Source organism: Granulicella sp. 5B5 (genome assembly GCF_014083945.1).
Lineage (GTDB): Bacteria > Acidobacteriota > Terriglobia > Terriglobales > Acidobacteriaceae > Granulicella.
Window position 1 is genome coordinate 698,135 of sequence record NZ_CP046444.1, and the last position, 25,651, is coordinate 723,785.

The 25,651-nt window shown below is 61.7% G+C and carries 26 protein-coding genes; 7 read left to right on the plus strand and 19 right to left on the minus strand.

Features of this window, described 5'->3' with window-relative positions; translation table 11 throughout:
* The first annotated feature begins 55 nt into the window (after window positions 1-55).
* The gene (gene metG, locus GOB94_RS03075; protein WP_182277453.1) at window positions 56-2,644 is read left to right on the plus strand and encodes a methionine--tRNA ligase subunit beta; all 2,589 of its coding nucleotides are present in this window, start codon (window positions 56-58) and stop codon (window positions 2,642-2,644) included.
* A gap of 132 nt (window positions 2,645-2,776) precedes the next feature.
* Here metG and GOB94_RS03080 read toward each other — a convergent pair whose 3' ends face one another.
* From GOB94_RS03080 to GOB94_RS03090, 3 genes are all read right to left on the minus strand, one after another.
* Complete coding sequence (locus GOB94_RS03080; RefSeq protein ID WP_182277454.1) at window positions 2,777-3,253, minus strand: hypothetical protein; 477 nt, start codon at window positions 3,251-3,253, stop codon at window positions 2,777-2,779.
* 168 nt (window positions 3,254-3,421) lie between these two features.
* Entirely contained in the window at window positions 3,422-3,898 is a 477-nt protein-coding gene (locus GOB94_RS03085) for a cupin domain-containing protein (RefSeq protein ID WP_182277455.1), read from the minus strand.
* Window positions 3,899-3,930: 32 nt separating this feature from the next.
* On the minus strand, window positions 3,931-4,386 hold the full coding sequence (locus GOB94_RS03090) for a cupin domain-containing protein (RefSeq protein WP_182277456.1): 456 nt from the start codon (window positions 4,384-4,386) through the stop codon (window positions 3,931-3,933).
* A gap of 163 nt (window positions 4,387-4,549) precedes the next feature.
* Between GOB94_RS03090 and GOB94_RS03095 the strand changes: the two genes are divergently transcribed.
* The 3 genes from GOB94_RS03095 to GOB94_RS03105 all read left to right on the plus strand — a co-directional run bounded on the left by GOB94_RS03095 (window position 4,550) and on the right by GOB94_RS03105 (window position 7,294).
* On the plus strand, window positions 4,550-5,590 hold the full coding sequence (locus GOB94_RS03095; RefSeq protein WP_346265642.1) for a TatD family hydrolase: 1,041 nt from the start codon (window positions 4,550-4,552) through the stop codon (window positions 5,588-5,590).
* 101 nt (window positions 5,591-5,691) lie between these two features.
* Entirely contained in the window at window positions 5,692-6,192 is a 501-nt protein-coding gene (locus GOB94_RS03100) for a YajQ family cyclic di-GMP-binding protein (protein WP_182277457.1), read from the plus strand.
* 85 nt (window positions 6,193-6,277) lie between these two features.
* On the plus strand, window positions 6,278-7,294 hold the full coding sequence (locus GOB94_RS03105; RefSeq protein WP_182277458.1) for a polyprenyl synthetase family protein: 1,017 nt from the start codon (window positions 6,278-6,280) through the stop codon (window positions 7,292-7,294).
* Between the two features lie 14 nt (window positions 7,295-7,308).
* On the opposite strand, the gene xseB is transcribed toward GOB94_RS03105, so the two are convergent.
* On the minus strand, window positions 7,309-7,578 hold the full coding sequence (gene xseB / locus GOB94_RS03110; protein ID WP_182277459.1) for an exodeoxyribonuclease VII small subunit: 270 nt from the start codon (window positions 7,576-7,578) through the stop codon (window positions 7,309-7,311).
* Window positions 7,578-9,455, minus strand: coding sequence for a bifunctional homocysteine S-methyltransferase/methylenetetrahydrofolate reductase (locus GOB94_RS03115; protein ID WP_182277460.1), 1,878 nt, complete (start codon window positions 9,453-9,455; stop codon window positions 7,578-7,580). Before GOB94_RS03115 ends, xseB begins: the two co-directional genes overlap by 1 nt.
* A gap of 189 nt (window positions 9,456-9,644) precedes the next feature.
* On the opposite strand from GOB94_RS03115, the gene GOB94_RS03120 reads away from it, so the two are divergent.
* A complete protein-coding gene (locus GOB94_RS03120) occupies window positions 9,645-11,333 on the plus strand; it encodes a hypothetical protein (RefSeq protein WP_182277461.1) in 1,689 nt (562 codons plus the stop codon).
* Window positions 11,334-11,343: 10 nt separating this feature from the next.
* Entirely contained in the window at window positions 11,344-12,081 is a 738-nt protein-coding gene (gene bshB1 / locus GOB94_RS03125; protein WP_182277462.1) for a bacillithiol biosynthesis deacetylase BshB1, read from the plus strand.
* On the opposite strand, the gene GOB94_RS03130 is transcribed toward bshB1, so the two are convergent.
* The 11 genes from GOB94_RS03130 to dcd form a co-directional block, all read right to left on the minus strand.
* The gene (locus GOB94_RS03130) at window positions 12,044-12,691 is read right to left on the minus strand and encodes a hypothetical protein (protein ID WP_182277463.1); all 648 of its coding nucleotides are present in this window, start codon (window positions 12,689-12,691) and stop codon (window positions 12,044-12,046) included. The genes bshB1 and GOB94_RS03130 overlap by 38 nt on opposite strands.
* Before the next feature lie 209 nt (window positions 12,692-12,900).
* Window positions 12,901-13,848 carry a UDP-3-O-(3-hydroxymyristoyl)glucosamine N-acyltransferase gene (locus tag GOB94_RS03135; RefSeq protein ID WP_255484191.1) on the minus strand — a complete coding sequence of 316 codons (948 nt, stop codon included), beginning with the start codon at window positions 13,846-13,848 and terminating at the stop codon, window positions 12,901-12,903.
* Between the two features lie 116 nt (window positions 13,849-13,964).
* Window positions 13,965-14,300, minus strand: a complete 336-nt coding sequence (locus GOB94_RS03140; RefSeq protein WP_182277464.1) for a hypothetical protein — start codon at window positions 14,298-14,300, stop codon at window positions 13,965-13,967.
* A gap of 66 nt (window positions 14,301-14,366) precedes the next feature.
* Window positions 14,367-14,792, minus strand: a complete 426-nt coding sequence (locus tag GOB94_RS03145) for an organic hydroperoxide resistance protein (protein ID WP_182277465.1) — start codon at window positions 14,790-14,792, stop codon at window positions 14,367-14,369.
* Window positions 14,793-14,892: 100 nt separating this feature from the next.
* The gene (locus tag GOB94_RS03150) at window positions 14,893-15,465 is read right to left on the minus strand and encodes a hypothetical protein (RefSeq protein ID WP_182277466.1); all 573 of its coding nucleotides are present in this window, start codon (window positions 15,463-15,465) and stop codon (window positions 14,893-14,895) included.
* 78 nt (window positions 15,466-15,543) lie between these two features.
* On the minus strand, window positions 15,544-16,125 hold the full coding sequence (locus tag GOB94_RS03155; RefSeq protein WP_182277467.1) for a TetR/AcrR family transcriptional regulator: 582 nt from the start codon (window positions 16,123-16,125) through the stop codon (window positions 15,544-15,546).
* 186 nt (window positions 16,126-16,311) lie between these two features.
* Window positions 16,312-17,085 carry a DUF1080 domain-containing protein gene (locus GOB94_RS03160; RefSeq protein WP_182277468.1) on the minus strand — a complete coding sequence of 258 codons (774 nt, stop codon included), beginning with the start codon at window positions 17,083-17,085 and terminating at the stop codon, window positions 16,312-16,314.
* Between the two features lie 28 nt (window positions 17,086-17,113).
* Window positions 17,114-17,992: a lysophospholipid acyltransferase family protein gene (locus GOB94_RS03165; RefSeq protein ID WP_182278401.1), complete on the minus strand. Its 879-nt coding sequence runs from the start codon at window positions 17,990-17,992 to the stop codon at window positions 17,114-17,116.
* A 197-nt stretch (window positions 17,993-18,189) separates the two neighbouring features.
* On the minus strand, window positions 18,190-18,888 hold the full coding sequence (locus GOB94_RS03170) for a lipid-binding SYLF domain-containing protein (protein WP_182277469.1): 699 nt from the start codon (window positions 18,886-18,888) through the stop codon (window positions 18,190-18,192).
* A gap of 281 nt (window positions 18,889-19,169) precedes the next feature.
* Entirely contained in the window at window positions 19,170-19,883 is a 714-nt protein-coding gene (locus GOB94_RS03175; RefSeq protein ID WP_182277470.1) for a response regulator transcription factor, read from the minus strand.
* An 83-nt stretch (window positions 19,884-19,966) separates the two neighbouring features.
* A complete protein-coding gene (gene dcd / locus GOB94_RS03180) occupies window positions 19,967-20,521 on the minus strand; it encodes a dCTP deaminase (RefSeq protein WP_182277471.1) in 555 nt (184 codons plus the stop codon).
* Window positions 20,522-20,812: 291 nt separating this feature from the next.
* Between dcd and GOB94_RS03185 the strand changes: the two genes are divergently transcribed.
* Window positions 20,813-21,082, plus strand: coding sequence for an HU family DNA-binding protein (locus tag GOB94_RS03185; RefSeq protein ID WP_182277472.1), 270 nt, complete (start codon window positions 20,813-20,815; stop codon window positions 21,080-21,082).
* Between the two features lie 119 nt (window positions 21,083-21,201).
* Here GOB94_RS03185 and priA read toward each other — a convergent pair whose 3' ends face one another.
* Genes priA through fbp form a run of 3 tightly spaced genes read right to left on the minus strand, consistent with a single transcriptional unit; the run spans window position 21,202 to window position 25,631 of the window.
* Window positions 21,202-23,721, minus strand: a complete 2,520-nt coding sequence (gene priA / locus GOB94_RS03190) for a primosomal protein N' (protein ID WP_182277473.1) — start codon at window positions 23,719-23,721, stop codon at window positions 21,202-21,204.
* Between the two features lie 9 nt (window positions 23,722-23,730).
* The gene (locus GOB94_RS03195; protein WP_182277474.1) at window positions 23,731-24,672 is read right to left on the minus strand and encodes an alanyl-tRNA editing protein; all 942 of its coding nucleotides are present in this window, start codon (window positions 24,670-24,672) and stop codon (window positions 23,731-23,733) included.
* Window positions 24,672-25,631 carry a class 1 fructose-bisphosphatase gene (gene fbp / locus GOB94_RS03200; protein WP_182277475.1) on the minus strand — a complete coding sequence of 320 codons (960 nt, stop codon included), beginning with the start codon at window positions 25,629-25,631 and terminating at the stop codon, window positions 24,672-24,674. Before fbp ends, GOB94_RS03195 begins: the two co-directional genes overlap by 1 nt.
* Window positions 25,632-25,651 lie beyond the last annotated feature (20 nt).

The window sequence follows — 25,651 nt, forward strand, 5'->3', positions numbered from 1 at the left end:
TTAGCCCTGGAGTATGCACTCGCCAACAGACTGTAAACTGCTAGCTGAGCCAAAAATGCCAGACCAGCCAAAAACCTTCTACCTCACCACCCCGATCTACTACGTCAACGCGCGCCCGCACATCGGGCATGCTTATTCAACGATCGTTGCGGATGTTTTAGCCCGCCGCCATCGCCTCCTCGGCGACGAGACATACTTCCTCACCGGCACCGACGAGCACGGCCAGAAGATCGAGCGCAGCGCCGCCGCCGCCGGCATCCCGCCCCAGCAGTTCGCCGACCAGGTCTCCGCCACCTTCCGCGCGCTCTGGAACCGCATGGGCATCACCTACAACGACTACATCCGCACCACCGAGCCCCGACACAAAATCGGCGTCCAGCAGCTCTTCCGCACCCTCTACAACAACGGCCACATCTATCTCGACAGCTACACCGGCGCCTACTGCGTCTCCGACGAGGCCTTCGTCGACGCCCCTATCGGCACACCCTGCCCCGACTGCGGCAAGCTCCTCGAAGAGGTCACCGAAGAAAACTTCTTCTTCCGCCTCTCCGCCTTCCAGCAGCCACTCCTCGACCTCATCGAGTCCAACCAGCTCGTCATCACCCCCGACGCCGCCCGCAACGAAGTCCTCAGCTTCATCCGCGGCAACACAAATGCCGCGACCACGACAGCTACCCTCACGGATGTGTCATCTCGACCGCAGGCGGAGCGCAGCGGAGACGCAGTGGAGAGACCTGCTTCTGGACTCGCCACTTCCGCCAGGGGCACCACCTACGTCCCCGGAGCCCTCAAAGACCTGAGCATCTCCCGCAGCAGCTTCACCTGGGGCATCCCCGTCCCCGACGACATCCAGCGCGCCGCAGGCACCAAACAAAACCACGTCGTCTACGTCTGGCTCGACGCCCTCGCCAACTACATGACTGCCCTCGGCTACGGCAGCGCCGACGACGCCCTCTGGCAAAAGTTCTGGCCCGCCGACCTCCACCTCGTCGGTAAGGAGATCACGCGCTTCCACTGCGTCTACTGGCCCGCTTTCCTCATCGGCCTCAATTCGCATTGGAAGCCTGATCCGGGCGGCGACCCACACAAGGGCGAATTGATCCTTGAACCCGATCACAACAAGCTCGTCCCCAAACAGGTCACCGCCAACGGCTGGCTCCTCTTCGACAACTCCAAGATGTCGAAGTCCAAGGGCAACGTAGTCCGCGCCGAAACCATCCTCGATGCCTTCGGCACCCTCTGCCCCCCACCACTGTCGTCGAGCACAACGGGCATCAGCCCGTCCGGAGGGAGCAGTGGCCTTCAGGCCACTGAATCCGGCTCTCCAAACGAAGAGGCTTTAGCCCCGGGCCTCTCCGAACCCACCCCTCACGACCGCGACCTCTTCGCCGCCGACGTCCTCCGCTACTACCTCCTCCGCGAGATCCCCTTCGGCCAGGACGGCAGCTTCTCCTTCGACACCCTCATCACCCGCTACAACGCCGACTTAGCCAACGGCTACGGCAACCTCGTCAGCCGCGCCTTGAACATGATTCAACTGTACCGTCGTCAAGAAGTTCCGAATCACGAAGTGCCAACCGGTAGTGAGAACTGGCATTCAATGCAATGGCTTCAATACTTCTGTAAAGACAATCCGGGCGGAAACTACATCCCTGAAGAAGAGAGTGGTAAGCCCGAGGTCTCACATATTCTTAACGAAGTGAGAGCTTTACATAGCTTTCTTGAAATTCAGGGTAGCCTCATAATTCCTGGCACGGTTGGAAGAATACAGGCATTGATCGCTCTGACCGATCGTTATCTCTCCTACAACGCTCCTTGGAAACTAGCCAAAATAGAAACACCTGAAGCTAGAAAACAACTGGATGAAGTTCTCTATAACTCCGCCGAATCCATCCGCATCATCACCGCGCTCCTCTACCCCATCCTCCCCCACGCCACCGCGCGCGTCTGGCAGCAACTCGGTCTCGGCGACATCGAACAAGCCGCCCGCAACGGCGAACTCACCAACCTCCAATGGGGAGGCCTGCAACCCGGCACCAAACTCGGCCCCCTCGGCCCCATCTTCCCCCGCGCCGACAAAGGACTCGCACAAACCATGATCGACAACGAAGAAAAGCTCGCAGCTCAAAGCTCACAGCCCACAGCTCAAACGCAAACCCCTTCGCAGGACCCGTCCTCGCCCGCAGCCCCTCCCCGCACCACCACGCTACCCGAGCCAGCCGGAACGCTCCCCGTCGCCGGCAGCACAGCCCACACCACCGGCCCGGAACCCACACCGGCTCCTCTCGCCTCTCGCGTCTCGCCTCTCGAATCTCAAGAGATCACCATCGACGACTTCGCCAAGGTCGAGCTCCGCATCGCCGAGGTCAAAGTCTGCGAGCGCATCCCCAAAGCCGACAAGCTTCTCCGCCTCGAAGTCGACCTCGGCCCTCTCGGCCAGCGTCAAATCCTGTCGGGAATAGCAGAGTTCTACACCCCCGAAGAGCTCATCGGCCGCCGCATCATCGTCATCACCAACCTCGCCCCCCGCAAGATGCGTGGCCTCGAATCCCACGGCATGCTCCTAGCCGCCAGCGAAGAAGGAGGCAAGCCCTACCTGGCCACCGTCCCCGAGGGCGTCCCCGTCGGCACACGGCTCAAGTAGTCCCCACGGGCGCATTCTGCGGCCCCCTGAAAGCAGGGTTGCATCCGGCTTTCAGGTTTCATCTCCAGTTAAAAGCGCGCGCGGCGGGAACAGTAATCACTGTTCCCGCCGCATACTCCTGAGTGGTGAAGTCTAGTGGTGGCCTCCGCCACCATGACCGCCGCCGCCATGAGCACCACCACCGCCAGCATGTCCACCACCGCCACCAGCATGACCGCCACCGCCATGAGCTATTGCGCCGTGTGCGCCACCACCGTGGTATCCACCACCGCGGTAGCCGCCGCCGCGTACTCCGCCACCACGGTAGCCTCCGTTGCCACGATAGCGTCCACCGCCGCCGCCGGAGAACCGGTGGCCTCCCCATCCGTGGCTATATCCCCAGCGGTACCAGGGACCGACACCAAGAAAGATGCCGTTATAAAAGTAGCCTGGGCCATAGAAGCCTACAGGTGCGCAGGAATAGGGTGCATAGTCGTAATAACCGTAGGCACAACTCGGCGGAACGCCGATGTTGATGGAGAACTGGGCCTTCGCCGGCTTCGCGGCGCCGAGCGTCAAAAGAAGTGCAAGCGAAGCGACTGTGTAACCGAAGAGACTTCTGATTTTCATGCCGTGCCTTTCAAGCAAATCGGATGGACGGCCACCGGAACGTAAGCCATCGGAGCTTCGCTGCGCCAGATGCCTGACTGGATCAGTACAACCTTCGATGCGAGAAGGCGCGAAATGTTTGCACCGTAAAAAAATAATTCGCGATACTAAACCTTCCCGTCGCAGCACTTACGGCTTACCCACCTGGAACACCATATACCGCGCCATCCCCTCGCCCGCATTGCGAATTGCGTGCGTCGTCCCATACGCCACATAGATCACATCGCCCGCGACGGCGCGTTCTTTCTTCCCCTCGTGCTCGAACTCCAGTTCCCCTTCGAGCACCGCCACCATCTCCGAATGCGTAATCCTGTGCAGTGCAGGAGCAGGTGTCCCTGCCGGCACCCAGCTCTCATGCATCCCGGCCGCCTCGCCGGTCGCGAGCGTACCCATAAATCCACTCAGCCGTTCACTGCCATTCGGCAGCCTCGTCCGCTCTCCCGAGCTTGTCTTGAACACCTTGGACCCACCCGCAAAATCCCCACCGGCTTTGTCCGTCTCAACGCCCGCACCCACGCTCGGACACGCCACACCACTCTGCGCCCGCCCAGCCATAGCCCCAGCCGCCAACACTCCCACGCCCGCCAACAAATCCCGTCGATTCATCCCTCAGCCTTTCCTACTCCCTATTCCCTGCCTCAACCAAGCTGCTTGCTCACGCTCACCACAAAGTACTGCGCATTCGTCTCGCCAATGTTCTTCAGCCCATGCAGCCGGTTCGACGCATTGAAGATAATGTCCCCCGGCACAATCGGCCGCGTGTCCGTCACGTCCTCGCCCAGATGCTGCAGCTTGCCCTCACGGATCAAAATGAACTCCGAGTTCGGGTGCCTATGCGGCGGATGCGGCATCTTCCCCGGAGGCAGCATCGTCTCGTGCACCTCCACAAACTCACCCGTCGGCAGCGTCCCCTTCGTCACCGCGCGGCTCCAGCCACCGTTCGAGGAAGGCTTCTCCACCATCTCGCTGAACCGGAACACATGCGACTTCGCAAGGTCCGCGCCGCCTGCCGTCTGCGCCTCTGCCCCGATGGCTCCCAGCGCAGCCAAAGCCGATAGCGCCCCCAGCACCTCTCGCCGATTCATCCCGTCCATCGCACCGCTCCTCTCAACAACCCGGCCATCTTAGCGAGACGACCGCCTCCACCGCATCAAGATCCTTTCACCCAGCCTGAACGATGGCAATCACGACACGCCCGCCCGCCTCCGCAACCCCTGTCAACCCCGGTCCTCGCCTAATCCGCCCAGCATCAACCACTTGCCCCAAAACGAAATCTCGCCACACTCCGGTAGAATAGAAGTAGGCGAAACCACAGCCAAAGGACAGGACAAACCCGGCCCGCCAGGCATCTCGACGCCCATCGGCCTCGCAGGGGTATCCACCGCTAAGTCCAATCGGCTGCGGATCATAGCCCCAAAACCGGGGGAGGGCCCCCACCCCAAAACGCTCATGCTCATCGACAGCCATTGCCATCTCGACGACTACGAAGACCTCCCCAAGGTCCTCAGCAACGCCGCCTCTGCCGGCGTCACAACCCTGCTCGCCATCGGCATCGGCGACGGCCCCGACACCATGCACCGCGCCCTCGAGATCGCCCACCAGAGTCCATCCAGCGGAACCCAGGGCGGCGTTCAAGTCTGGGCCACCGCCGGCATCCACCCCCAGGAAGCCCACCGCGCCGACGCCGCAGCCCTGTCAAAACTCGAAACGCTGGCTCAAGACCCGCGCTGCATCGCCATCGGCGAGATCGGCCTCGACTACTACCACCTCGATAACCCCGACATCTCCACGCAGCAGGCCGCTTTCATCGCCCAGCTCCAGATCGCCGCCGCCGCGCGCAAACCCATCACCATCCACTGCCGCACCTCGGAGCTGGCCATCCCCGCCGCCAAGGCAAAGTACGAACCCGCCGACGCCTGGGACGACCTCCTCGCCCTCCTGCGCGCGCACTGGCAGCCACACGGTATCCCCGGCATCATGCACTGCTTCTCCGGCAACGAGCAGCAGGCGCAGCACTCACTCGACCTCGGCTTCTATCTCTCCTTCGCCGGCAACGTCACCTACCCGAAGTCGGTAACCATCCAGCAAGTCGCCCGCACCGCCCCCGCCGACCGCATCCTGGTCGAAACCGATGCCCCCTTCCTGGCCCCCGTCCCCCTCCGCGGCCAACGCAACGAACCCGCGAACACGGCCCTCACCGCCCAGTTCGTCGCCGGCCTGCGTGGCCTCACCCCATCGGCCCTTGCCGCACAGACCACGGAAAACTTCCATCGCCTGTTTCCCGAAACAGCGGCATAGAACCATTGCGAACCCTGCGCAAACTTCGCGAACTCTGCATAAGCGCTTTTGCAGTTGCTCTTCGGGCATAATGAACATCCAACGCTAAGTGAGGAACCAACATGGCAGCAGATAGCAGCTTCGACGTCGTCAGCAAGGTAGAGATTCAGGAAGTGAAGAACGCCATCGACCAGGCGACCAAAGAGGTCAACGCACGCTTCGACCTCAAGAACTCCAAGTCCACCATCGCCCTTGAGAAGGAAGAAGCCATCCAACTCGCCAGCCAGGATGAGTACACCCTCAAAGCCGTCATCGAGATCCTCGGCCAGAAGCTCGTCAAGCGCGGCGTCTCGCTCAAGAACCTCGAGTACGAGAAGATCGAGCCCGCCTCCAACTCCTCCGTCCGCCAGAAGATCAAGCTCAAGCAGGGCATCGCCTCCGAACCCGCCAAGAAGATCGTCGCACTCATCAAGGACTCCAAGCTCAAGGCCCAGGCCAGCATTCAGGGTGATACCGTCCGCGTCGTCAGCAAAGACCGCGACACGCTGCAGCAGATCATGGGTATGCTCCGCGGCAAAGACCTCGGAATCGACCTCCAGTTCACGAACTTCCGGTCCAACTAGCGTGCATCCGGCGCAAAACGGCCGCATCCTCGCCGCTGATTCGCTCTCGCGCTCAAACGCCGAACCCTGCTACTCTGGAGACTAAGTGAGCACAATCTCCATCGCGTCGGCGGCTGAGGTCTTTGACCTGCTCAAGGACGACCTCGCCGCCATCGAGCGGGAGTTCGGCAGGCAGGCAGACTCGCCAGTAGCCGTAGTCACTGACATTGCGAACTACCTCATGGCTGGCGGCGGCAAACGCATCCGCCCCATGCTTCTGCTCCTCGCTACCAGGGCGCTTGAATCCGATAGCGAAGCACGCATCCGTCTCGGCGCTGTCGTTGAGATGCTCCACACAGCAACCCTCGTCCATGACGACATCATCGACGAAGCCAGCACGCGCCGTGGCCGCCCGTCTTCAAACACCACCTGGGGCAATGCCAAGTGCGTCCTCGCCGGCGATTGGCTCTACATGCAGGCCTTTCAAACGGCCTTGCAGGAGCGCAACTTCCGCATCCTCGACCTGCTCATCTCGCTCACCCAGCAGATGGTCGAAGGCGAGTTGCTGCAGATGGAAAAGCTCGGCCATCTCATCAACGAGGAAGAGTACTTCGACCTCATCTACCGCAAGACCGCATGCCTCTTTCAGGTCTCCATGCGGCTCGGCGCAGTCATCGCGAACCCCACATCGAACGGCCACATGCGCGATGAGGATTCACCCTTCGAGCAGACTCTTGGCGAGTACGGTCGCAATCTCGGCCTCGCCTTTCAGATCGTCGACGACGTTCTCGATCTGACCGCCACCGACGACGTCCTCGGCAAGCCGGCAGCCAGCGACCTTCGCGAAGGCAAGGCCACTCTCGCCGTCATTCATGCTTTAGAGCGCGGCACCGGTGCCGATCGTGAAGCCATCCGCACTGTCCTGGCAGACCGCAGCTTCGCCCGCGTTGCCCACCAGGACATCCTGGAGATTCTGCAACGCCACGGCTCTCTTGCTTACGCGATGGATACGGCTTGTGCTTACGCAGAAGCCGCGCGGCAGTCCATCGCCGAGCTACCGGAGAACGACTACAAACGCGCGCTGCTCTGGGTTCCGACCTTCGTTACTACCCGCGACCGCTAACACCGTTCGCAGCCCTATAGCCGCCCATCGTCATAGTCAGCGTCATACTCCTCGTCCTCGCCATCTTCAACTTCGAGCGACGCTACGCGGACGGGACCTTCGTCCTTCGGGTCCAGCAGCACTTGAATGCGGCTCTCTGCTCGGTCGAGCTCTTTCTTGCAGGCATTTGAAAGGTGCATGCCACGCTCGAATAGGCTGACATTTTCTTCCAGCGTCAGTTCGCCGCGCTCCAGCCGTTCGACTACCTTCTCCAACTCCGCGAGCTGATCTTCAAAGCTGGCCATCAGGCCTCCTCTCCGAGGACTCCGAGTACCTCAACAGCAGCCGTATACTTCCCAAACGGCGCGCTCACCTGCACGCCCTGTACTTCGCCGCGAACGCTCGCCAACATCTCCCGTGCAATGGTGAGCCCCTCAGCCAGAGCAGCTTCGCGGTTTGGCGCGTCCGCCATCCTCTGCAGAATCACGTCCGGCATCGAAACACGCAACTCATTCTTCAGCACTTCGGCGTTGCGAAGGCTCGTCAACGGCCAGATCCCCGCGACTACAGGAATCCGGAAGCCCTCGATCCGCCGAAGAAACTGCTCCAAAAGCCTCAGATCGAAGACCGGCTGAGTAATGCAGAACTCCGCACCGGCCGCAACTTTGTGCTCAAACCGGCGGATCTCATGATCGATATCAGGGACACCAGGGTTCGCCGCCACCGAGATAGTAAACCCCGTCGAACCTCCAATCGAGTTTCTCCCTATGTCGAGGCCGTGGTTCAAGCCGCCCACGATATTGACCAGCCCAATCGCATCGACATCAAAGACCGCCGTTGCATCCGGATAGCTCCCCATCTTCGGCGGATCGCCCGTCAAGCAGAGAATGTTCTTCACTCCAATCGACGCGGCTCCCAGCAAGTCGCTCTGAATGCTCAGCACATTCCGGTCGCGGCAGGTGTAGTGCAATATCGTCTCTATACCGACCTGCTGCTGAATCTGCACGCAAAGACTCTGTGCGCTCATCCGGGCGCTGGCCCTGGGAGAATCCGGAACGTTGATCGCATGCACACCATGCTTCGCCAACAGCGTGGCACCCGCCAGTTCCTTCGAGCAATCAAACCCCTTCGGCGGAACAATCTCAACCATCGTTACGAACTCGCCATTCGCGATGCGACGACCGATGCCTGAACGCTCCGCCAACGCCAGCGGTTCAATACCGGCCTCGGCTTCACTGGCCACCACTGCACGCAACTTCAAAGACGACTCCCCGCTCTCTTGCGCATCCATGGCGCGCAAAGCTCCGCGCATCGCACGGATGTGCTCTGGAGTCGTCCCGCAGCAGCCGCCTACCCAGCTAGCGCCTGCACGTACAAATTTGCGCGCAAAGCTCGCCATATACTCGGGCGAGGTCAGGTAAATGTTCCGGCCTTCCACCTGCCGCGGCATGCCGGCGTTGGGCATCGCGACCAACGGCAGGCCGGTTGCGGCCCGCATCTTCTCGATCACACTTAGCACGGTCGCCGGGCCGACGCTGCAGTTACAGCCAATCGCATCGGCCCCTACCGCAGTCAGCCGCTGTGCCGCAATTTCGGGGCTGCTGCCATCAAGGCAGTTCCCTTCTTCACCCACTGTCATCAAAACGGCGATCTTCAGTTGCGGAGCGACATCACGTGCAGCCAGCACCGCCTGCTCAGCCTCGTCAACCGACATCATCGTCTCGGCGATCAGCAGATCGACACCGCCCTCAGCAAGGGCGCGAATCTGCTCCGCAAATGCTGCTCGCGCCTCGCTCAACGTAGTCTTGCCAGCCGGCGCGAGTCGCAACCCCAATGACCCGATTGCGCCCGCGACAAACGCTACACTTCCTTGCTTTTCAGCAATAGCTTGAACGCATTGCCGGGCAATCGCTGCTCCGGCGCGGTTAAACTCCGCCACCCTGTCACGCAGCCCAAACCCTTCGAGGCGGAAAGCATTGGCGCCGAAGGTATTCGTCTCAATGACTTGAGCGCCAGCCTGCAGATAGAGTTCATGTACACTGCGCACCATCTCCGGCTGTGTGACGTTCAGTTCGTCATAGCAGCGGTTAATAAACACACCGCAGCTGTAAAGCATCGTTCCCATCGCGCCATCGCACAGCACCGTTTCCCCGGCGAAGAGCTTATCTACTGCGGACTCCATACGTCTCCTGTCGTGCCTTTCCCGCGAAGCCCGGAGGCTCCCGACGTAAGCTCCATCCTATAACGGCGCCCTTGGGAAGACTTTGCAAACCAAGTGTCCAGCAGGTTCGGCTTACCTCTCCCTGATATACTCGTCAGAAGCAGTAAGCAGTCCCAGCGCGGCGAGCGCATCCGTTTGGAGTGGTTTACGTTGAAGATTCGAAGTGTGAAAGCCCAGCTCTTTGCTGGCCTAATTTTGGCTGCGTCTACGCTGGTGCTTGGTGCCTGCCGGAAGCCTCTTTATTACTATCCACAGTACAACTACGCCGGGCGTCCCACTCCTCCCAGCGGGCTGCTTTTTCGGGTACTCGCCGCGTACAACGCCGGCGGTCTCGGCGGTGGTCTGGAAATCCTCGACGGGCAAAACGACCTTCGCGGCAATATCCAGAACACCATCACTCACTATTCGATCTCCGGCTACTCGGAGACTGACCCCCTCACTATCATCAACTATCCGGAGCAATTAACCGGCTACGCGTACTCGCTCAATGATGGTGCGTTGACGACGATCAGCTACAGCAAGGAAACCAGTTCCGGCACGGCGGCAAGCTTCGGAGCGAACGCACCTTCGGCGGCTGCCACTCCCACCGGCATTATCTTTGCCGGCGCCGCGGAACAGGCCGGCCAGCTTATCATGTCAACGGGCGGCACCACCTACGCATTCAGCCTGCCGAACGTCGACAAAGTCGTCGTTAATCCAGGCGCGACGGTCGTTCTGGCTATGGTCCACAACTCGAACACGCTCTACCGGATCGTCAAGTTGCCTGCCACCACCACGCCCGTGCTGCCTCCCGGGTACGTGGACTGCGAGCCGCTGTTGCTCCCGACATACTGCGTGGTTCCGGTCGCTGGCACCTATGACCGTCCCAGCAATGCATACTTCTCGCTCGACGGCAACACCGCGTATGTGATGAACTGCGGTCCGGAGTGCGGAGGGACCACAGCGAGCGTCTCGTTCCTGTCGCTCGCAGCGCTGCAGTACACGAATGTGCCAACCGTCAACCCTCTCAGCGCCAGTGCTCCGTCTCCGCTGCAAACGCTTCCTGTAGCCAATCCGGTCCCGATTCCAGGCGGAGTAACAACAGCGCTCGCCGACAGTAACTATCTCTATCTTGCCGGGCAACAGTTGCAGGGGAATGGTTTATTTGCCGGCAACCTTACGCTGCTCAATCTGGCCACGGACAAAATCGATCACACCTACAGCATCTCCGATGGCACACATACGCGGATGATCTTTGGGGACTACAACACCCTGTGGATCGGATCTTCCCAATGCGCTAATGGGGTACGAGCGGCCCTCGCAGCAGCCGGAGGAACCACGCAGGCTGCCAATACAAACTGCCTGACTCGCTTTACGATCGGTTCAACCTTAGCTAGCGGCAGCAACGCTGTTCTGCCGTCGTGGGCAGCCAATACGGCCTACACCGTGGGTCAGCAGATCACCGACGGCACGAACATCGAGGTTGTTCAGACAGCCGGGACGTCGGGTGGCAGCGCTCCCTCGTGGCAGGCCGCGAACGACGCGACCACAAAGGACAGCGGTGTCACATGGGTGAATATCGGGGCGGTAAGCCCGGTACAGATCATTCCTGCGATAACACCGAACAGCACCCTGCTTGCGGTGCAATATCCCAACACCAACCAGAACCAGAACTACTACGGCAGCCTTACGGGTATCTGCTGGGTGCAGAGCCAGTTCAAGATGTACACCGCATACGGCGGACAGATCCACGTCTTCAATACGATTGACGGCTCGGAGCGGAACAACATCAATGTCACCGTCCAGGGCACGGTCAATGACGTGGCCTACATTGACGCTCTGACCAACGAAGCCAACTAGAATCCTGCCTATGCCAGCCGGCGCCTCCAGTCAGGTCGACGTTCTCGCCATCGCAGCACACCGCGACGATGTGGAACAGACCTGCGGAGGCACGCTGCTGGTGCAGCAGGCGCTCGGTTGGCGAACAGGCATCCTCGACCTGACGCGCGGCGAGGCGGGGACGCGCGGTTCGGCAGAGAAACGCGCCGCAGAAGCTGAAGCGGCGGCGAAGACCCTCAAGGTGAGCTATCGCGAAGCTCTCGACCTGCCGGATGGCAATGTTCAGAACACTCTCGAAAACCGTCTGAAAATCGCTGCTGTGCTGCGCAAGTTGCGTCCGCGGGTGGTGATTCTTCCCTACTGGCAGGGGCGGCATCCGGATCACTACACGACGGCCACGCTGGGTTACGAGGCGTGCTTTGCGGCGGGGCTGACCAAGCTGGATCTGCCCGCGGAGCATGGCGCTCCACACCGGCCGTACAAGGTGCTCTACGCCTCGCTGTACTCCGATGTGCGGCCTACCTTTGTGGTGGACATCACCGAGCACATCGAGACGCGCCAGCAAGCGCTGCTGGCCTACCGCTCGCAGTATGGTGAGCAGACGACCGGTGCTGGCCTGTTCGTGCCGGAGGCCGATATCCGGGAGCGGATGTACTCGACCGCGCGGCACTACGGCCTGCTTGCCGGCGTGCGTTATGCCGAGCCGTTCGTGCAGCGCGAGGTCTCGGCTGTCACCGACCTGATGCAGCTGCCGGTGCAGAGCATCTAGCCAATTCCTCCGCAACGTATGCTGCGAGTTCCGGTGTGCAGTACTTGGGCGCGCGGAAGGCGAAGCGGCGTTTGGACGCCAGCAGCTTGCCTGATACACCTTCCCAACCATCTACGAATTCAGCGCCTTCCGGCACCACCAACGCATCTACGCGGTCGAGGTAGCGTTTGGCGGAGTCCTTGAAGTCCGTCACCGATGGGTCGAGGACGCTCAACGAGAGGTCCGGCTGCAGGAACCGCAGGACGCTGTTGGACTCCACAATCACCGTTCCACCACCCTCTTCTGCAGAGGCAATTAGTTGCCGGATGCGAGGCATCGCCTCGGCTAGCTGGCCTTGACGCGTTCTGACCCAGAAGGATTTCTTTGCGCCTGCAGCGAGATACCGCGAAGAATCCGTTCCGCTCGAACGATCACGCTCCTCGGAGACTGCGATGGTGTGGTCGGCGGTCTCGCAGTCGCAGGGCTCGCCGTTGGCCGAGCAGACGCCGTGGCCGAACTGCGTGATCTTAATGGCTGTCCAACGCAGTTCAGGCAGCGCCGAGATCAGGCCGGCGACGACGCTGGTCTTGCCGATGTTCCGGGTGTGTCCGCCGACGACGACGATAGCCATGCACCCTCCCCCGGTTTTGGGGCTATGATCCGCAGCCAATTGGACTTAGCGGTGGATACCCATTCCCAGTTCCACCCTTTGCCGTTTGGGGCTAACCGGGAAATTCTCTGTCTCTATTGTATGCGGGATGTCAAGTGGACGCGCTTCGCGCGCGAGAAGCAAGTTCCTCGCTGCGCTCGAAATGGAAGGCAAGAGCAGAGACAAGGACGCTACTTCAGGCGGCGAACCTTCGCCATGGTTTTGAGGAAGTCGCGGACGGGTTCGGCGGGGGTGCCGGCGAACATCTCGCCTTCGCCCTTGACCGTTTTGCCGGGGTAGACGCCGCCCTGACCGCCGAGGATGACTCCCCTGCCGATGGTGACGTGATCCCCGAGACCGACTTGACCCGCCAGAATGGCCCCGTCCTCGATGACACACGAGCCGGAGATGCCGACCTGCGAGGCGATGACCACATTTTTGCCGATGCGGCAGTTGTGGCCGACCTGGACGAGGTTGTCGATCTTTGTCCCCTGCCCGATGCGGGTCTCGCCGAGCGCGCCGCGGTCAATGGTGGTGTTAGCGCCGATCTCCACGTCGTCTTCGATGACGAGCCTGCCCTGTTGCGGAAAGAGGACGTACTCGCCTGTTGCCCGGTTGCGGACGTAGCCGAAGCCGGTGGAGCCGAGCACCGCGCCCGCCTGGATGATGACGCGGCTGCCGATCTCGACACCGCGGAGGACCTTGGCGCCAGGACCGATGGTGACGTCGTCGCCCATGATGACGTCGGCTTCGACGACGGCGCAGGCACCGACGCGGAGACGGCGACCCCATTTGGCCATCTCGTCGACGAAGGCTGTAGCGTGGATGCCAAGGCCGGACTCGGAGCGGAGTTCACGGGCGGCGAGAGCGAAGGTGTACTTTGGGACCTCGACGGCGAGGACGCGGGGGTCCTTTTCGGCTGGCTGGCCCTGGACGAGAGCTGGCGGCGCAAGGATGATGCTGGCCTTGGAGGCGAGTGCCGCGGCGAGCGAGAGCTCGTCCTGCGCGAAGACGAGGGCGTCGGGGGTGGCGTCGTCGAGGCCGGAGACGCGGCTGACCGCCGGACGGCCGAGGACCTTGCCGGGTTTGGGTTCGAGGCCCGCGAGTGTAGCGACCTGGTCGAGGGTCAGCGTTTGCAACAGTTCCTCCTGCGCCCTGCGGGCTGTAACCATTGTAGAGGCGGGCATCGCGGAAGGTCACATGTGAGTCTCATGTCCTCCAATCCGAACTCTCAGTGCGAATCGGTGTCTTGCTGTTACTTCGAAGGCCACGTTGTATTGGGCTCGCCCTTCTTGACCATGTAGGCGATCACAAACCGCATCGACTCGGCCGCGCTGCCGTTGCGGCTTACGCGATGAAAGCTAGCCTTGTCCTGGAAGCCTTGACCAGCGAGGATGGTCTCTTCGACATCCTCGTCGAATGCCGACACCATCGTGCCTTCCAGGACATACCCTAAACCCGGAACAGGATGCGAATGACCGCTGCCGTCCGCACCCGCCGGATACGTGATGAGAAACAGGCGCGTCTCCCAACCGGGCATGCCTTCGACGGCGGCTGTTTGCAACAGTTCGCGTGTAATCTCAGAGCTCATACTGCTATCCTCGCATTTCATTGCCGACGCACGAATGCGTGCGTCGGCAATCTCCTTCGGTTCAGATCAAAGAACGTTTACGCTAACGTCCACGTTGTTGCGTGTCGCGTTGGAATAAGGGCAGATCTGGTGTGCAAGTTCGACCACCTGCTGCGCCTGCGTTTGATCTATACCTGGCAGGCGAACCCCAAGTTCAGCAGTGATTCCGAATCCACCTTCCGAGCGCGCTCCGATTCCGACAGTAGCCGTGACAGCAGCATCGGACGGAATCCTGACCTTTAGCTGCTGGCCAGCGACCTTAACCGCGCCCAGAAAACACGCCGCGTAGCCTGCTGCGAAAAGCTGCTCAGGGTTCGTACCTTCGCCGCCAGGTCCACCGAGTTCCTTGGGAATGGCAAGCTGCAGGTCGATCTTGCCGTCCTCGGTCCGGGTTTTTCCATCCCTGCCTCCAACGGCGGTGGCTGAGGTCTTATATTTCACGTCGACAGACATAGTTATTCTCCTTGTTGTTATGAATGGTTTTGGTTGAGCGACCGCCTCGCACTGGGCACTCCATGCGAAGCAAGTCAGAGACGCATACCGAAGCCCGGGGTCAGTTCGCTTCCAGGGTTGAAGGCTTCGAGAGCTTGCGCGTGAGCAGAACTCCACCAATGAGGAAGTAGAGCGCTCCGAATATGGCGTAGCCTCCGACATCCTTGATATGTTGTTTGTCATAGAGACCGCCTAAAAAGTATGCAACGCCCGCAATCATTGACTGGGCACCGCTGAGGATCATCGCCCACTGGCCGCCGCCCAGCTGTTTCCGCCTAATCAGGCCAACGATAAGTTGCAGCAGCCCGGCGCCGAAGGCCCAGACACCAAAGACCGCGACCGAGTAGATTGGCTGATGAAACACCGTGAGTCCAATACCGACCGCGGCACCCACTCCCAGCAGCGCGTTGATAATTTGCGAGGTGCGTGCGCTACCGGATCTACTCGACGTATTGAGGTCGTACACCGTGCAGGCAACATCCCACAGCGGATAAAGTAGAAAGAGTACTGCGGCGATCAGGGGCTGCTTGATGGCCGTTGCAATGACCGTTGCCGCCCAGACCACCTGGAAGGCCGTACGGACGAGGTAGAGGTTCCGTAAAGAACGTGTGGAGTCGAGTGATATAGCTTCCATGTCTTTGTCTCACTATCTTCTAGTTGGTAGGTAACTGAATCGTAGAAGGTCTGCTGCATCACAGCCTCCAAAGTTGGCTTATTGTTTTGCGGGGGAAATACGGTTCAGTTCCGACTGCGAAAGCGATCGGAAGACATCACAGTTGTTGGTTGCACGTGCGGAAAGCATCGCGCCATGCAGCACGGCAATCAACATTTGCGCTTCGGTTGCGACGGTACCCTGGAGCCGTATCGCCCGTGCTTTCGTTCCGGCCTTCAGGGTTCGCTCAAACCATTCCGTGAGCGCTGAGAAATGCAAACGAACCTCGGCTTGAACTTCTTCCGGCAGGGAGGGCATCTCGGCACCCAAAAGTGCGCCGATACAGAACGAGAGCGTCCGGCCTTCGATACACCCCTCCCAGTATTTGAAATAGTTCCTGATGCGTATCAGGGGGTTCTCGATCTGAGCATCGAGTGCTTTCATCCCCTCTGAAATCCTGGCGCGGTGGCGCCTTAGAACGGCGACAACGAGCCCGGCCTTAGTCGGGAAATGATGGTGAATACTCGCCTTACGGATATTTACCGTTTCCGCAATATCGGCGTAGCTGAAAGCTGAATACCCTCGATCGATAAGAAGTGCGTTAGCCGCGTCGAGAATCCGTTCTGCCGTTTCACCTTGCATGCATACTCAGACTACCAACTAGTAGAATTGGATGCAGCTTTTTTGCGGGGCCAGATATGGCGCAGCCCAAGCTGGGTAGTCAGGTCCTGACGCGGCCGGAGATGAATCGGGCGGACATGGTCGAGATTGGTCCTCATAACCGCCCTTGTGTCGATCCATTATTTCAAGGGGAAAAGTCCGGCGTCTCTATTTGAGCGGATACAGTTTCAGGTTGCGAAAGTAGACTTCCGCTCCCTCTGACTGAAAGAGGATCTTGCCTTCCGCGGGGAAGGGATTCGTGCCCTGGTTGACCAGTTTGCCGTTCACGTACTGCCTGATGTGGCCGCCCTGCGAGATGAGGACAAGGTGGTTCCACTGGCCGTGAGGCTTCTCAACCTCGCCGGTCGGGTCGCGAGTTCCGGTGACGTTGGGCGCCACGCCCTTGTTGTAGCGTGGGATGCTGAGCGCCGAGCCTGGAGGCCCGGTAACGCGCTGGCCGGTCGTACCATCTTTCGCGATGCCTGTGAGGGCCGCCCCATCGGTCATCCAGAAGTCGCCGGTGCCGCCTTCCGTGATCTGAAACTCGATGGAGCGGGGCCAGACCTTCTGCTCGCCCTGGACGTTGAAGAGGATGCCGGAGTCGCGTGCCTTGCCGTGGCGATCGAGGAAGGTCCCCTCGCCCCACTTGAAGTCTGCGGTGAGGCAGAAGTCCTTGTAGGAATCACGGGTGATGAGGTAGCCGAAGCCGTTCCCGGAGACGTGGATGATGCCTTTTTCGACCGTGAAGATGTGGTTGGGGTCGGAGTTGAGCCCTTCGCCCCGGATGAAGGTATCGAAGGTAGAGAGGTCATGGCCGTTAAAGAGAATGACCGGGGCCTGATGCGGCGGTATCTTCTGAGCCGGCATCGGAAGAGCGGCGACAATCGCGATGAAGAGGCAGCCAGCTTGCTTGATGGTCCTGGACTTGATGGGAAACGGCATGATTCCTCCGGTAGTCTGCGATGCCATTCTAGCTGTAAAACTTCGGCTGGCCTTCGGGACGGGTCTTCCAGCGGCGGTGGACCCAGAGCCACTGGCCGGGGAAGCGGCGTATCCAGGATTCGGTGACGGCCGCGAAGAGTGCGGTGTTGGCTATGACGTCGGCGGCTGGATCGGCGGAGCGGATGAGGTCGAGCGGTGGGCCGAAGTGGAGGACGTAGCCGCCCCGGCCGTTGCGCTCCGACGGCTCCCAGACGAGGAAGCCCGGGAGTACGGCAGCGTCTGTCTTGAGCGCGACGCGGGCCATGGCAGTGGCGGTGCAGGCGTCGGTGCCGAAGAAGGGGACGAAGGTACCCTGCGGCGGAGTCATGTTGGTGTCCATGAGGATGCCGACGGTCTCGTTGTTGTGCATGGCGGTGAGGAGGCCGCGGGCGAAGTCGTCCTTGTGGATGACGCGGTTGCCGTGGAGGCAGCGGATGCGGTTGACGAATGCGTCGACGAGCGGGTTGTCGAGACGGCGGATGACCAGCGACATGGGGTAGCCGACGAGGGAGTGGTAGAAGCTGGAGAGCTCCCATGCGCCGAGATGGCCGGTGAGGACGAGGACACCTTTGCCGCGGTCGCGGGCGGCGAGGTAGTTGTCGAGGCCTTCGTAACGGATGAACTGCGCGGCCTGTGCGGAGGTGTAGCGCGGCATCTGGCAGAACTCGGCCAACTGCCAGCCGAGAGAGCGGTAGACGCCGCGGAGAATGGCCTCCAGTTCGGCTTTCGTTTTTTCAGGGTAGGCGCGGGTGAGGTTGGTGAGGCCGGTGGCGTGGAGGCGGCCGAGCAGGCGGTAGGCTATGGCCCCTATGGCGGCGCCGACGGACCGGGCCAGCGGACGCGGGAGGGAGCCGAGGAGACCCACCATGACGCGGAGGGCGAAGTACTCAGCCCGTTCGCGGACTGTGGGGGGCGGGCTGGCGGCCGTCGAATTGTCGTTCCTGGCTTGCAACAGTTTTCAGTCTACGCAATGTGAGACGGGGAGACTGTGGATGAGGGTTCGGGCGCAGACGACACAAGAGGCAGCCGAAGCTGCCCCTTCTGCCAACCTGGATTGCGTGTGGGCTACTGGTTGTCCTTGGAGACAACGAAGTACTTGGCCACAGTGTGGACGAAGTGCAGGCTGTTGGCCGGCGCGGGGACATGGCCGTGCAGGACCGACTCAAAGGGGACGTTGGAGCCATACTCGGTGCGGGTGTCGTCGGTGTTCTGGGAGAGGACGACGCCGCTGAGGTCGATGCCAGCGAAGATGCCGCGGGCGCGGGAGTAGGTGAGGAACTCGGCATGCAGGGTGATGTCGGTGTCGGCGGCGGCATTGCGGCCGACCGGACCGGCAGCGACGGAGGCGTCACCACCAAGCTTGAACTTGGAGTGCAGCATGTCTTCGAGGCCATGATCGTTCATGGCCAGCAGGACGAGGTCGGTGGCCTGCCCGCCGATCTGGAAGCCGAAGCTGCCACCGGCAAGCTGCACGAAGACCGGAGCGCTCCAGCCGCGGGGCGTGCGGCAGGTAGCCACACCCTGGCCGTACTGGCCGCCGACGACGAAGGCCGCTTTCTTGTAGCTTGGGACAACGACAACGCAGTGGGCGCTGGCCAGGATCGACTGGGGAATGCCTTTGTCGGGGGTGTGCATGATCTCGCCCATGACCGCAGCTGCCGCATCGAGACGGCCAGTGAGCTTCGCGTCCTGCGCCTGGGCGGGGACGGACAGGCAAGAGGCCGAAACCGCCAGAACGCCTAGAAGTCCAATCAAATTTTTCATCGTGTAACCTTTCACACTCTTTAGTCAGCGGCGGGCAGACATTGCCCTTAAGCCGCATGCCTCATTGTCTGATGGAAATAGAGAGAGGTAGGTTGCACAAGGAAAAAAATGGGGGTTGTGAAGTGGCAACTGTCTCCAGTTACCGCTCACAACCCCGCTTCTCCCAGGTCTGTACTGGAGCTAGTCTCGGCCATAGGACGGGTTCTCACAAGGGTACCGAGGGTTGTATACCTTGGAAGCTATACCTAAGTCAGACCGTGGTTGAGGGCACGCGGGGCCAGTTAACCGCGGGAGCCGACGCGCGTGGGCTGCAGTCGGCTCCCGCGCTCCTCAATGGCGCGGAGCGTGAGCTCGACCCGATTGGAGGAGCGGGTCTTGCGCAGCATGCGGCCAAGGTGGGCTTTGACCGTGACCTCGTCGATGCCCATGGCTGAAGCGATGTCGCGGTTGGTGCGGCCATCCATGAGCAGTTGCAGGACCTCAAGCTCGCGGGGTGTCATGACGCCGACGACCGAATCGGAGTTGGAGACGGAACCCCCGAAGGCAACACCGCCCGCGTCGATGAGCCGGGCGAGGACCTTGCGAGGGGCCCAGATGGAGCCATCGAGGACGACATCCATCGCCATGCGGATCTCGCTTTCGCTGGCGGTCTCGGCGAGGTAGCCCTTGGCGCCCGCGCCGATGACGGCCTGGACGTACTCGGGGTCTATCTGCTTGCCCATGACGACGACCTTCACGCCTGTGTGCTCGCGGCGGATGCGGCTGACCATGTCGGAGAGCACATCGAGCGGCATGCGGATATCCAGCAGAAGAGCGTCGTAGATGGGAGGGGCGTCGGGAACGGGCTCTCCCAAGCCGGGGACCTCGTGTCCCGAGGCCATCTCCAAGGCGACCGCGTCGACACCCACGGTCTCCTCCAGTATCGCCAACAGACCAATGGAACGCAGTGGGTCTGCCGCAACCACTCCCACGCGCGCTCTCGAGCCTTGCGTCACCGTCGCACTCCTCGTTTCGAATACGAGTCTTGCTAACTGCCTGCGTATGTCTTGCTACTCTGCGCCTTCAGGAGATGCTCATCCTACAACTTGGGTAGAACGATTCCCTGCTGGTTCTGGTACTTGCCCTTGCGGTCTGCGTAGCTGACCTCGCAGGGTTCGTCACCTTGGAAGAACAGTATCTGGCAGAGGCCTTCGTTGGCATAGATACGGGCCGGCAAGGGCGTGGTGTTGGAGATCTCTAGTGTGACGTAACCCTCCCATTCCGGCTCGAAGGGCGTTACGTTCACAATAATCCCGCAACGGGCATAGGTACTCTTGCCCACACAGATTGTAAGCACGTCGCGCGGGATGCGGAAGTACTCAATCGAGCGTGCCAGGGCGAAGGAGTTGGGGGGCACGATGATGGTATCGGCCTCTACCGAGACAAAGGAGCGTTCGTCAAAGGCCTTGGGATCGATGATCGCGCTGTTGACGTTGGTGAATATCTTGAACTCGTTCGACACGCGAAGGTCGTAGCCGTAGGAGGAGAGACCGTAGGAGATGACACCATCGCGCACCTGCTTTTCGCTGAAGGGGTCGATCATCTTGTGTTCCAGCGCCTGTTTTCTGATCCAGGCGTCGTTCTTGATGGACATCGTTGGTGAGTGTGCCGCGGCGCACGGTGGACGGTGCTTGGTTTGAACCTCGGCCCTTTCCTATGGAGTTCTGCTTACGAGCGTATCCTAAACGACTGTGGGTGCGGGAATCCCGGGTAACTCCGGTGATATCATCAGCCTGTTCACGTAGATGGATTGACAAGCGGCAGAGTGCTTTCTATCCTCAAGAGGATATCGAACCGGCAGTGGGCGGCAGCCGAAGGTTTCTGCCGCGCTGTAAGCGAAGTCCTAACCATTACAACTCCGACAGTCTGAAGGAAGGCACCCTCCTTGATTAAGCAGGATCTCATTCAACGGGTCGTCGAACGCACGGGACTCCCTCGCATCAAGGCCGAGTCCGCGGTAGACGCTATCTTTGAGGCCATGAAGGGCGCTCTGACCAAGAGCGACCGCATCGAACTGCGCGGCTTCGGCGTCTTCACAGTCAAACCCCGCAAGACCGGGGTGGGACGCAACCCGCGCACCGGCGCGGAGGTCAGCATCACTCCGGGCAAGGCTGTGCGCTTCAAACCCGGCAAGGACCTGCACCTGATCGACTGATCCGATCACTGAACCATGACAATCTGCGCAACCGAAGGCCCGTTCCAGCCGCTGGAGCGGGCGTCTTGCGTTAAGGCAAATGTTTGCCTGCGGTTGAGCTATAGCGCCGATAACGATTTCTACATGAGATGTACGGGGTCGACATCGACGACGACTGCGCGGCGGGGGACCTGTTCGGCGTCGACAAAGCCCAGCAAGGCCCGCAGGGCCGCGCCGAGCTGCTCGCGGCGGTCGGCCTTGAGCACCATGTGGTATCGGTAGATGCGCTTGAGCCTCGCATTGGGCGCGGGTGCCGGGCCGAGCACGCGGACGCCCTCCGGCTTGTTCTTCGCCAGCCAGCGGCCCAATTTTGTGGCGATGCCGAGAACCTCTTCGAGCTCTTCACCCTGCAGGATGACGTTGGCAAGCACACTGAGCGGCGGGTAACGCATGGCGCGCCGGAAGTACATCTCGCGCGCGGCGAAGCCGGTGTAGTTGTGCGTGATGGCGAACTGGTTGACGTAGTGGTCGGGCTGGTAGGTCTGGACAAGCACCTTCCCCGGCAGCTCGCCTCTTCCGGCGCGGCCACTGACCTGCGTGAGCAGTTGGAAGACGCGCTCGGCGGCGCGGAAGTCCGGCAGGCCAAGAGCAAAGTCCGCACCGACGACGCCGACCAGCGTGACGCCGTGGATGTCGTGGCCCTTGGCGATCATCTGCGTGCCGACGAGGAGGTTGATCTCGCCCGAGTGCAGCCGCCCGAGCAGGCGCTCCATGTCGCCGCGCGTGCGGACGGTGTCACGGTCCATGCGGCCGATGCGCGCGCCAGGAAAGAGCTCCTGCAGGCGCTCTTCGCCCTGCTGCGAGCCCGCGCCGAGGTAGTACAGATGCTCGGACTGGCACTTGGGGCAGGCCTTGGGCACAGTGCGCCGGTAACCACAGTAGTGGCACTCCAGCCGCTGGCCGACGCGGGCCTCGCCGTTGAGAGAGTTTTCTTCGCCGCCCTTGTGGTACGTGAGCGAGATGGCGCAGTTTTCGCATTCAAGCTTTTCGCCGCAGCTGCGGCACATGACGACGAAGCTGTAGCCGCGGCGGTTGAGCAGGATGATGACCTGCTCGTTGCGGTCAAGCGTAGCCTGGGTTTCTTCGATGAGGCGGCGCGAAAACAGTTGCTCCTTGCCGGTCTCGCGGAACTCTTCGCGCATGTCGATCATCTCGACCTTGGGCAACGGGCGCTGCTGCACGCGTTCGAGCATCTGCACCAGAGCGTAACGGCCACGTTCGGCGTTGTTCCAGCTTTCGAGCGATGGCGTGGCCGAGCCGAGGACGACGGTGCAGCCGAGGAGCTTCGCGCGCATCACGGCGACGTCGCGGCCATGGTAGCGTGGGGTCTCCTCCTGCTTGTAGCTGCTGTCGTGCTCTTCGTCGACGAGGATGAGGCCGAGGTTAGGCATGGGCGCAAAGACTGCCGAGCGCGTGCCGATGACCACGCGCGCTTCTCCACGGCGGATGCGATGCCACTGCTCGGCACGCTCGTCGGGCGTGAGCTGCGAGTGCAGCAGCGCGACCTCCGAGCCGAAGGCTGCGACCATCTGCGCGGCGGTGCCGGGGGTGAGGCCGATCTCCGGCACCAACAAAAGCGCGCTTTTGTTGGCGGATAAAGCTCGCTGCATCGCGGCGATGTAGACGGCCGTCTTGCCCGAGCCGGTGATGCCGTAGAGCAGGTGCGGCTTGAAGCCGCCCGCGTTCATCGCAGTGACGATGGTCGCGAGCGCTTCGGTCTGCGCCTCGTTCAGTGCATGCTCGTGCGCGAACTTTTTGCCGTGGTTCCCGAGGCTGGTGACGTGGAAGGCCTGTGCGGTCTCTTCGAGCCGTACCAGGCCGCGTTTGACGAGCGTCGAGAGGGACGAATCGGGGATACCGCGCGCGCTGAGGCGGCTGCGCAGCTCACGGACGAGCTCCCTGCTGCCACAGCCGGCGAGCTCCGCCATGACGGCGAGTTGGTTGTCGTTGAGTTTCGGAAGACGCTTGCCCTCGGTTGGCTCTGCGTTGTCCTCTGCAAGGACGGCAACTATCTCCACCCGGCGGGCATCGCGGACCTCCGCGAGCGGCTCGCGGACGAGCCAGCGCTTCTTCGCCATCGCGTCTAGCAGCGCCTTGTTCGCGCCGGTGGCGCTGCGTAGCGTGGCGGTCTTGGCGGGCTCGCCGGATTCGAGATAGTTCAACACGGCATACTCGCGGTTCTGGTCTTCGACGGAGAGCCTGGAGCGGCGCGAGGAGCCCTTCGCAGCGCCCTCGTAGAGCACCTTGCGGCCCTGCTCGGCGATGCGGTAGGTCCACTGGCGGCGGACCTCGGCGGTGAGCGGCATCATGCCGCGCAGCACCTCGCCGAGCGGCGCGCAGTAGTAGGCGGCGATCCACTTGCCGAGCTCCATCAGCTCGTCAGGCAACAGCGGCGCTTCATCGAGCACGCGGTCGACTCGCTTGACCTCGACGTCGTCGGGCGGCTGCGTGTCATGCAAGCCGAGGATGATGCCGACGAGCCGCTGACCTCCGAAGGGCACCATCACGCGCACGCCGACCCCAGCCTCCTGCCCACCCAGCTCATAGGTGAAGACCCGGTCAAGAGGCACGGGCAGCGCGACATCACAGTACAGGCTCACGCTTCCAGACTATCGCTCGGGGTTGTGCATCCCCGGAGCGGCCTCGGCGGCCTTTTTGAGCGCCTTGAGCTCTTTGGCGGAAGCCTTCGCATCCTGCAATAGCTTTTCAACACGATTGGGGACATCGGGCGCTCCAACGCTCAACAGTGCGCCCGTCTGACGGAGGAGGTCGAAGTCGCGGCGCGCGGCGGCGATGGCACGCTGACCGCAGCAGAACTCGACGCGGGTTCCCTGCTTCACCTTCTCCGTGCGGCGCAGCAGGATGCTGCCGATGGCGCCGGTGGAAGCGACGTGGGTGCCCCCGCAGGCGTTGTGCTCGATGCCTTCGATTTCGACGATGCGCATGGGGCCTTCGCGCTCTGGCAGCTTGCGGAGGTCGCCACGTGCGAGCATTGCTTCGGCCTCGTCGCGGGAGACCCAGCGCGGGCGGATCGCGCGAGCGGCATAGATCTCGCAGTTGACGGCGAGTTCGATGCGGCGGAGGTCGTCGTCGGTGATGGACGTGATGGCTAGGTCGATGGTGACCTTGTCCGCGCCGAGATGAAAAGAGACCGTGGGCGCGGAGAGTTCGCGGAGGAAGACTGCGGAGAGCAGATGCTGCCCGCTGTGCTGCTGCGCGAGGTCGAGGCGGCGTTCGGCGTCGACGCGGCTCGTGATCTGTGCGCCTTCAAGCAGGGGCTTGCGGACGTAGTGCCAGACCTCGCCGGCGTCATCCTCTTCGACGCGCTCGACGGGGACTTCAAGCACTGCGCCTGATCGAGAGACTGCGGTGAGTGTACCGAGATCGTGCGGTTGGCCGCCGCCGGTGGGGTAGAACGCCGTGCGATCGAGCGAGAGCTGCCAGAGCTGACCGCTGGCGTCTTTGGAATCGAGACGGATGTCGGTGACAGTAGCGGTGAACTCGAGCGCGTCGAGAGCGGAGGTGTCGTAATAGAGGCGTTCGGCAGGCACTACTTTGCTCCTGCCACGGCGCTCTGCAATGCGTCGACCTCCGCCTTGCTGCCGACGATGAGTGCGGTGCGGTCGTGGATGCCTTCGGCGGGGAGGTCGAGGATGCGCGTGGCCCCGTTGACCGCGCCACCACCAGCCTGCTCGGCGATCATCGCGAGCGGACGTGCCTCATACAGCAACCGCAGCTTGCCTTGCGGCTGCTTTTCGGTCGCGGGGTAGAGGAAGACGCCGCCCTTGAGCAGTGTGCGATGGAAGTCCGCAACGAGCGAGCCGATGTAGCGCGCGCTATAGGCTTGGCCGTTGAGTTTTTTGTCGACGAGTGTGCCCAGATAGTCGCGGTAAACCTGCGGCCAGCTTGCAGCATTGGCCTCGTTCGCAGAGTAGTAGGGACCCTGCGCGGGCATGGTCATGTTGTCGCTGGTCAGGATGAACTCACCCTCATCATCGAGCGTGAAGGCTGCCACGCCCTTGCCAAGCGTGAGCACTAAGACGCACGACGGCCCGTAGACGACGTAGCCAGCGGCGACCTGCGCGGTGCCGGGCTTGAGGACCGAAGTTACGACATCTCCGCTGACGGCGGCGATGGAGAAGATGGTGCCGACGTTGACGTTGACGTCGATGTTGGAGGAGCCGTCGAGGGGATCGAAGATGACGGCAAAACGCCCGTCTACGCGGTCGAAGGCAACCGGCGCCTCGTCCTCTTCGCTGACGATGGCGGCGACCGAAGGCACCTTGCCGAGCTCCGCGATCAGCTCGTCGTTGGCGAAGACGTCGAGCTTCTGCTGCTGCTCTCCCTGCACGTTCACCGCGCCGTAGGCCCCATAGATGTCGCTGAGGCCAGCGAGGCGGATGGCGCGCTCGATCGAGACCGCTGCGGTAGCAATGGCCGCGAAGACCGCGGCGAGTTCGGAGTTAGCGTGCTGCGCGACGTACTGTTCGACTGTGGTGCTGATTGCCATCGTTCCCTACCTTCCACAAA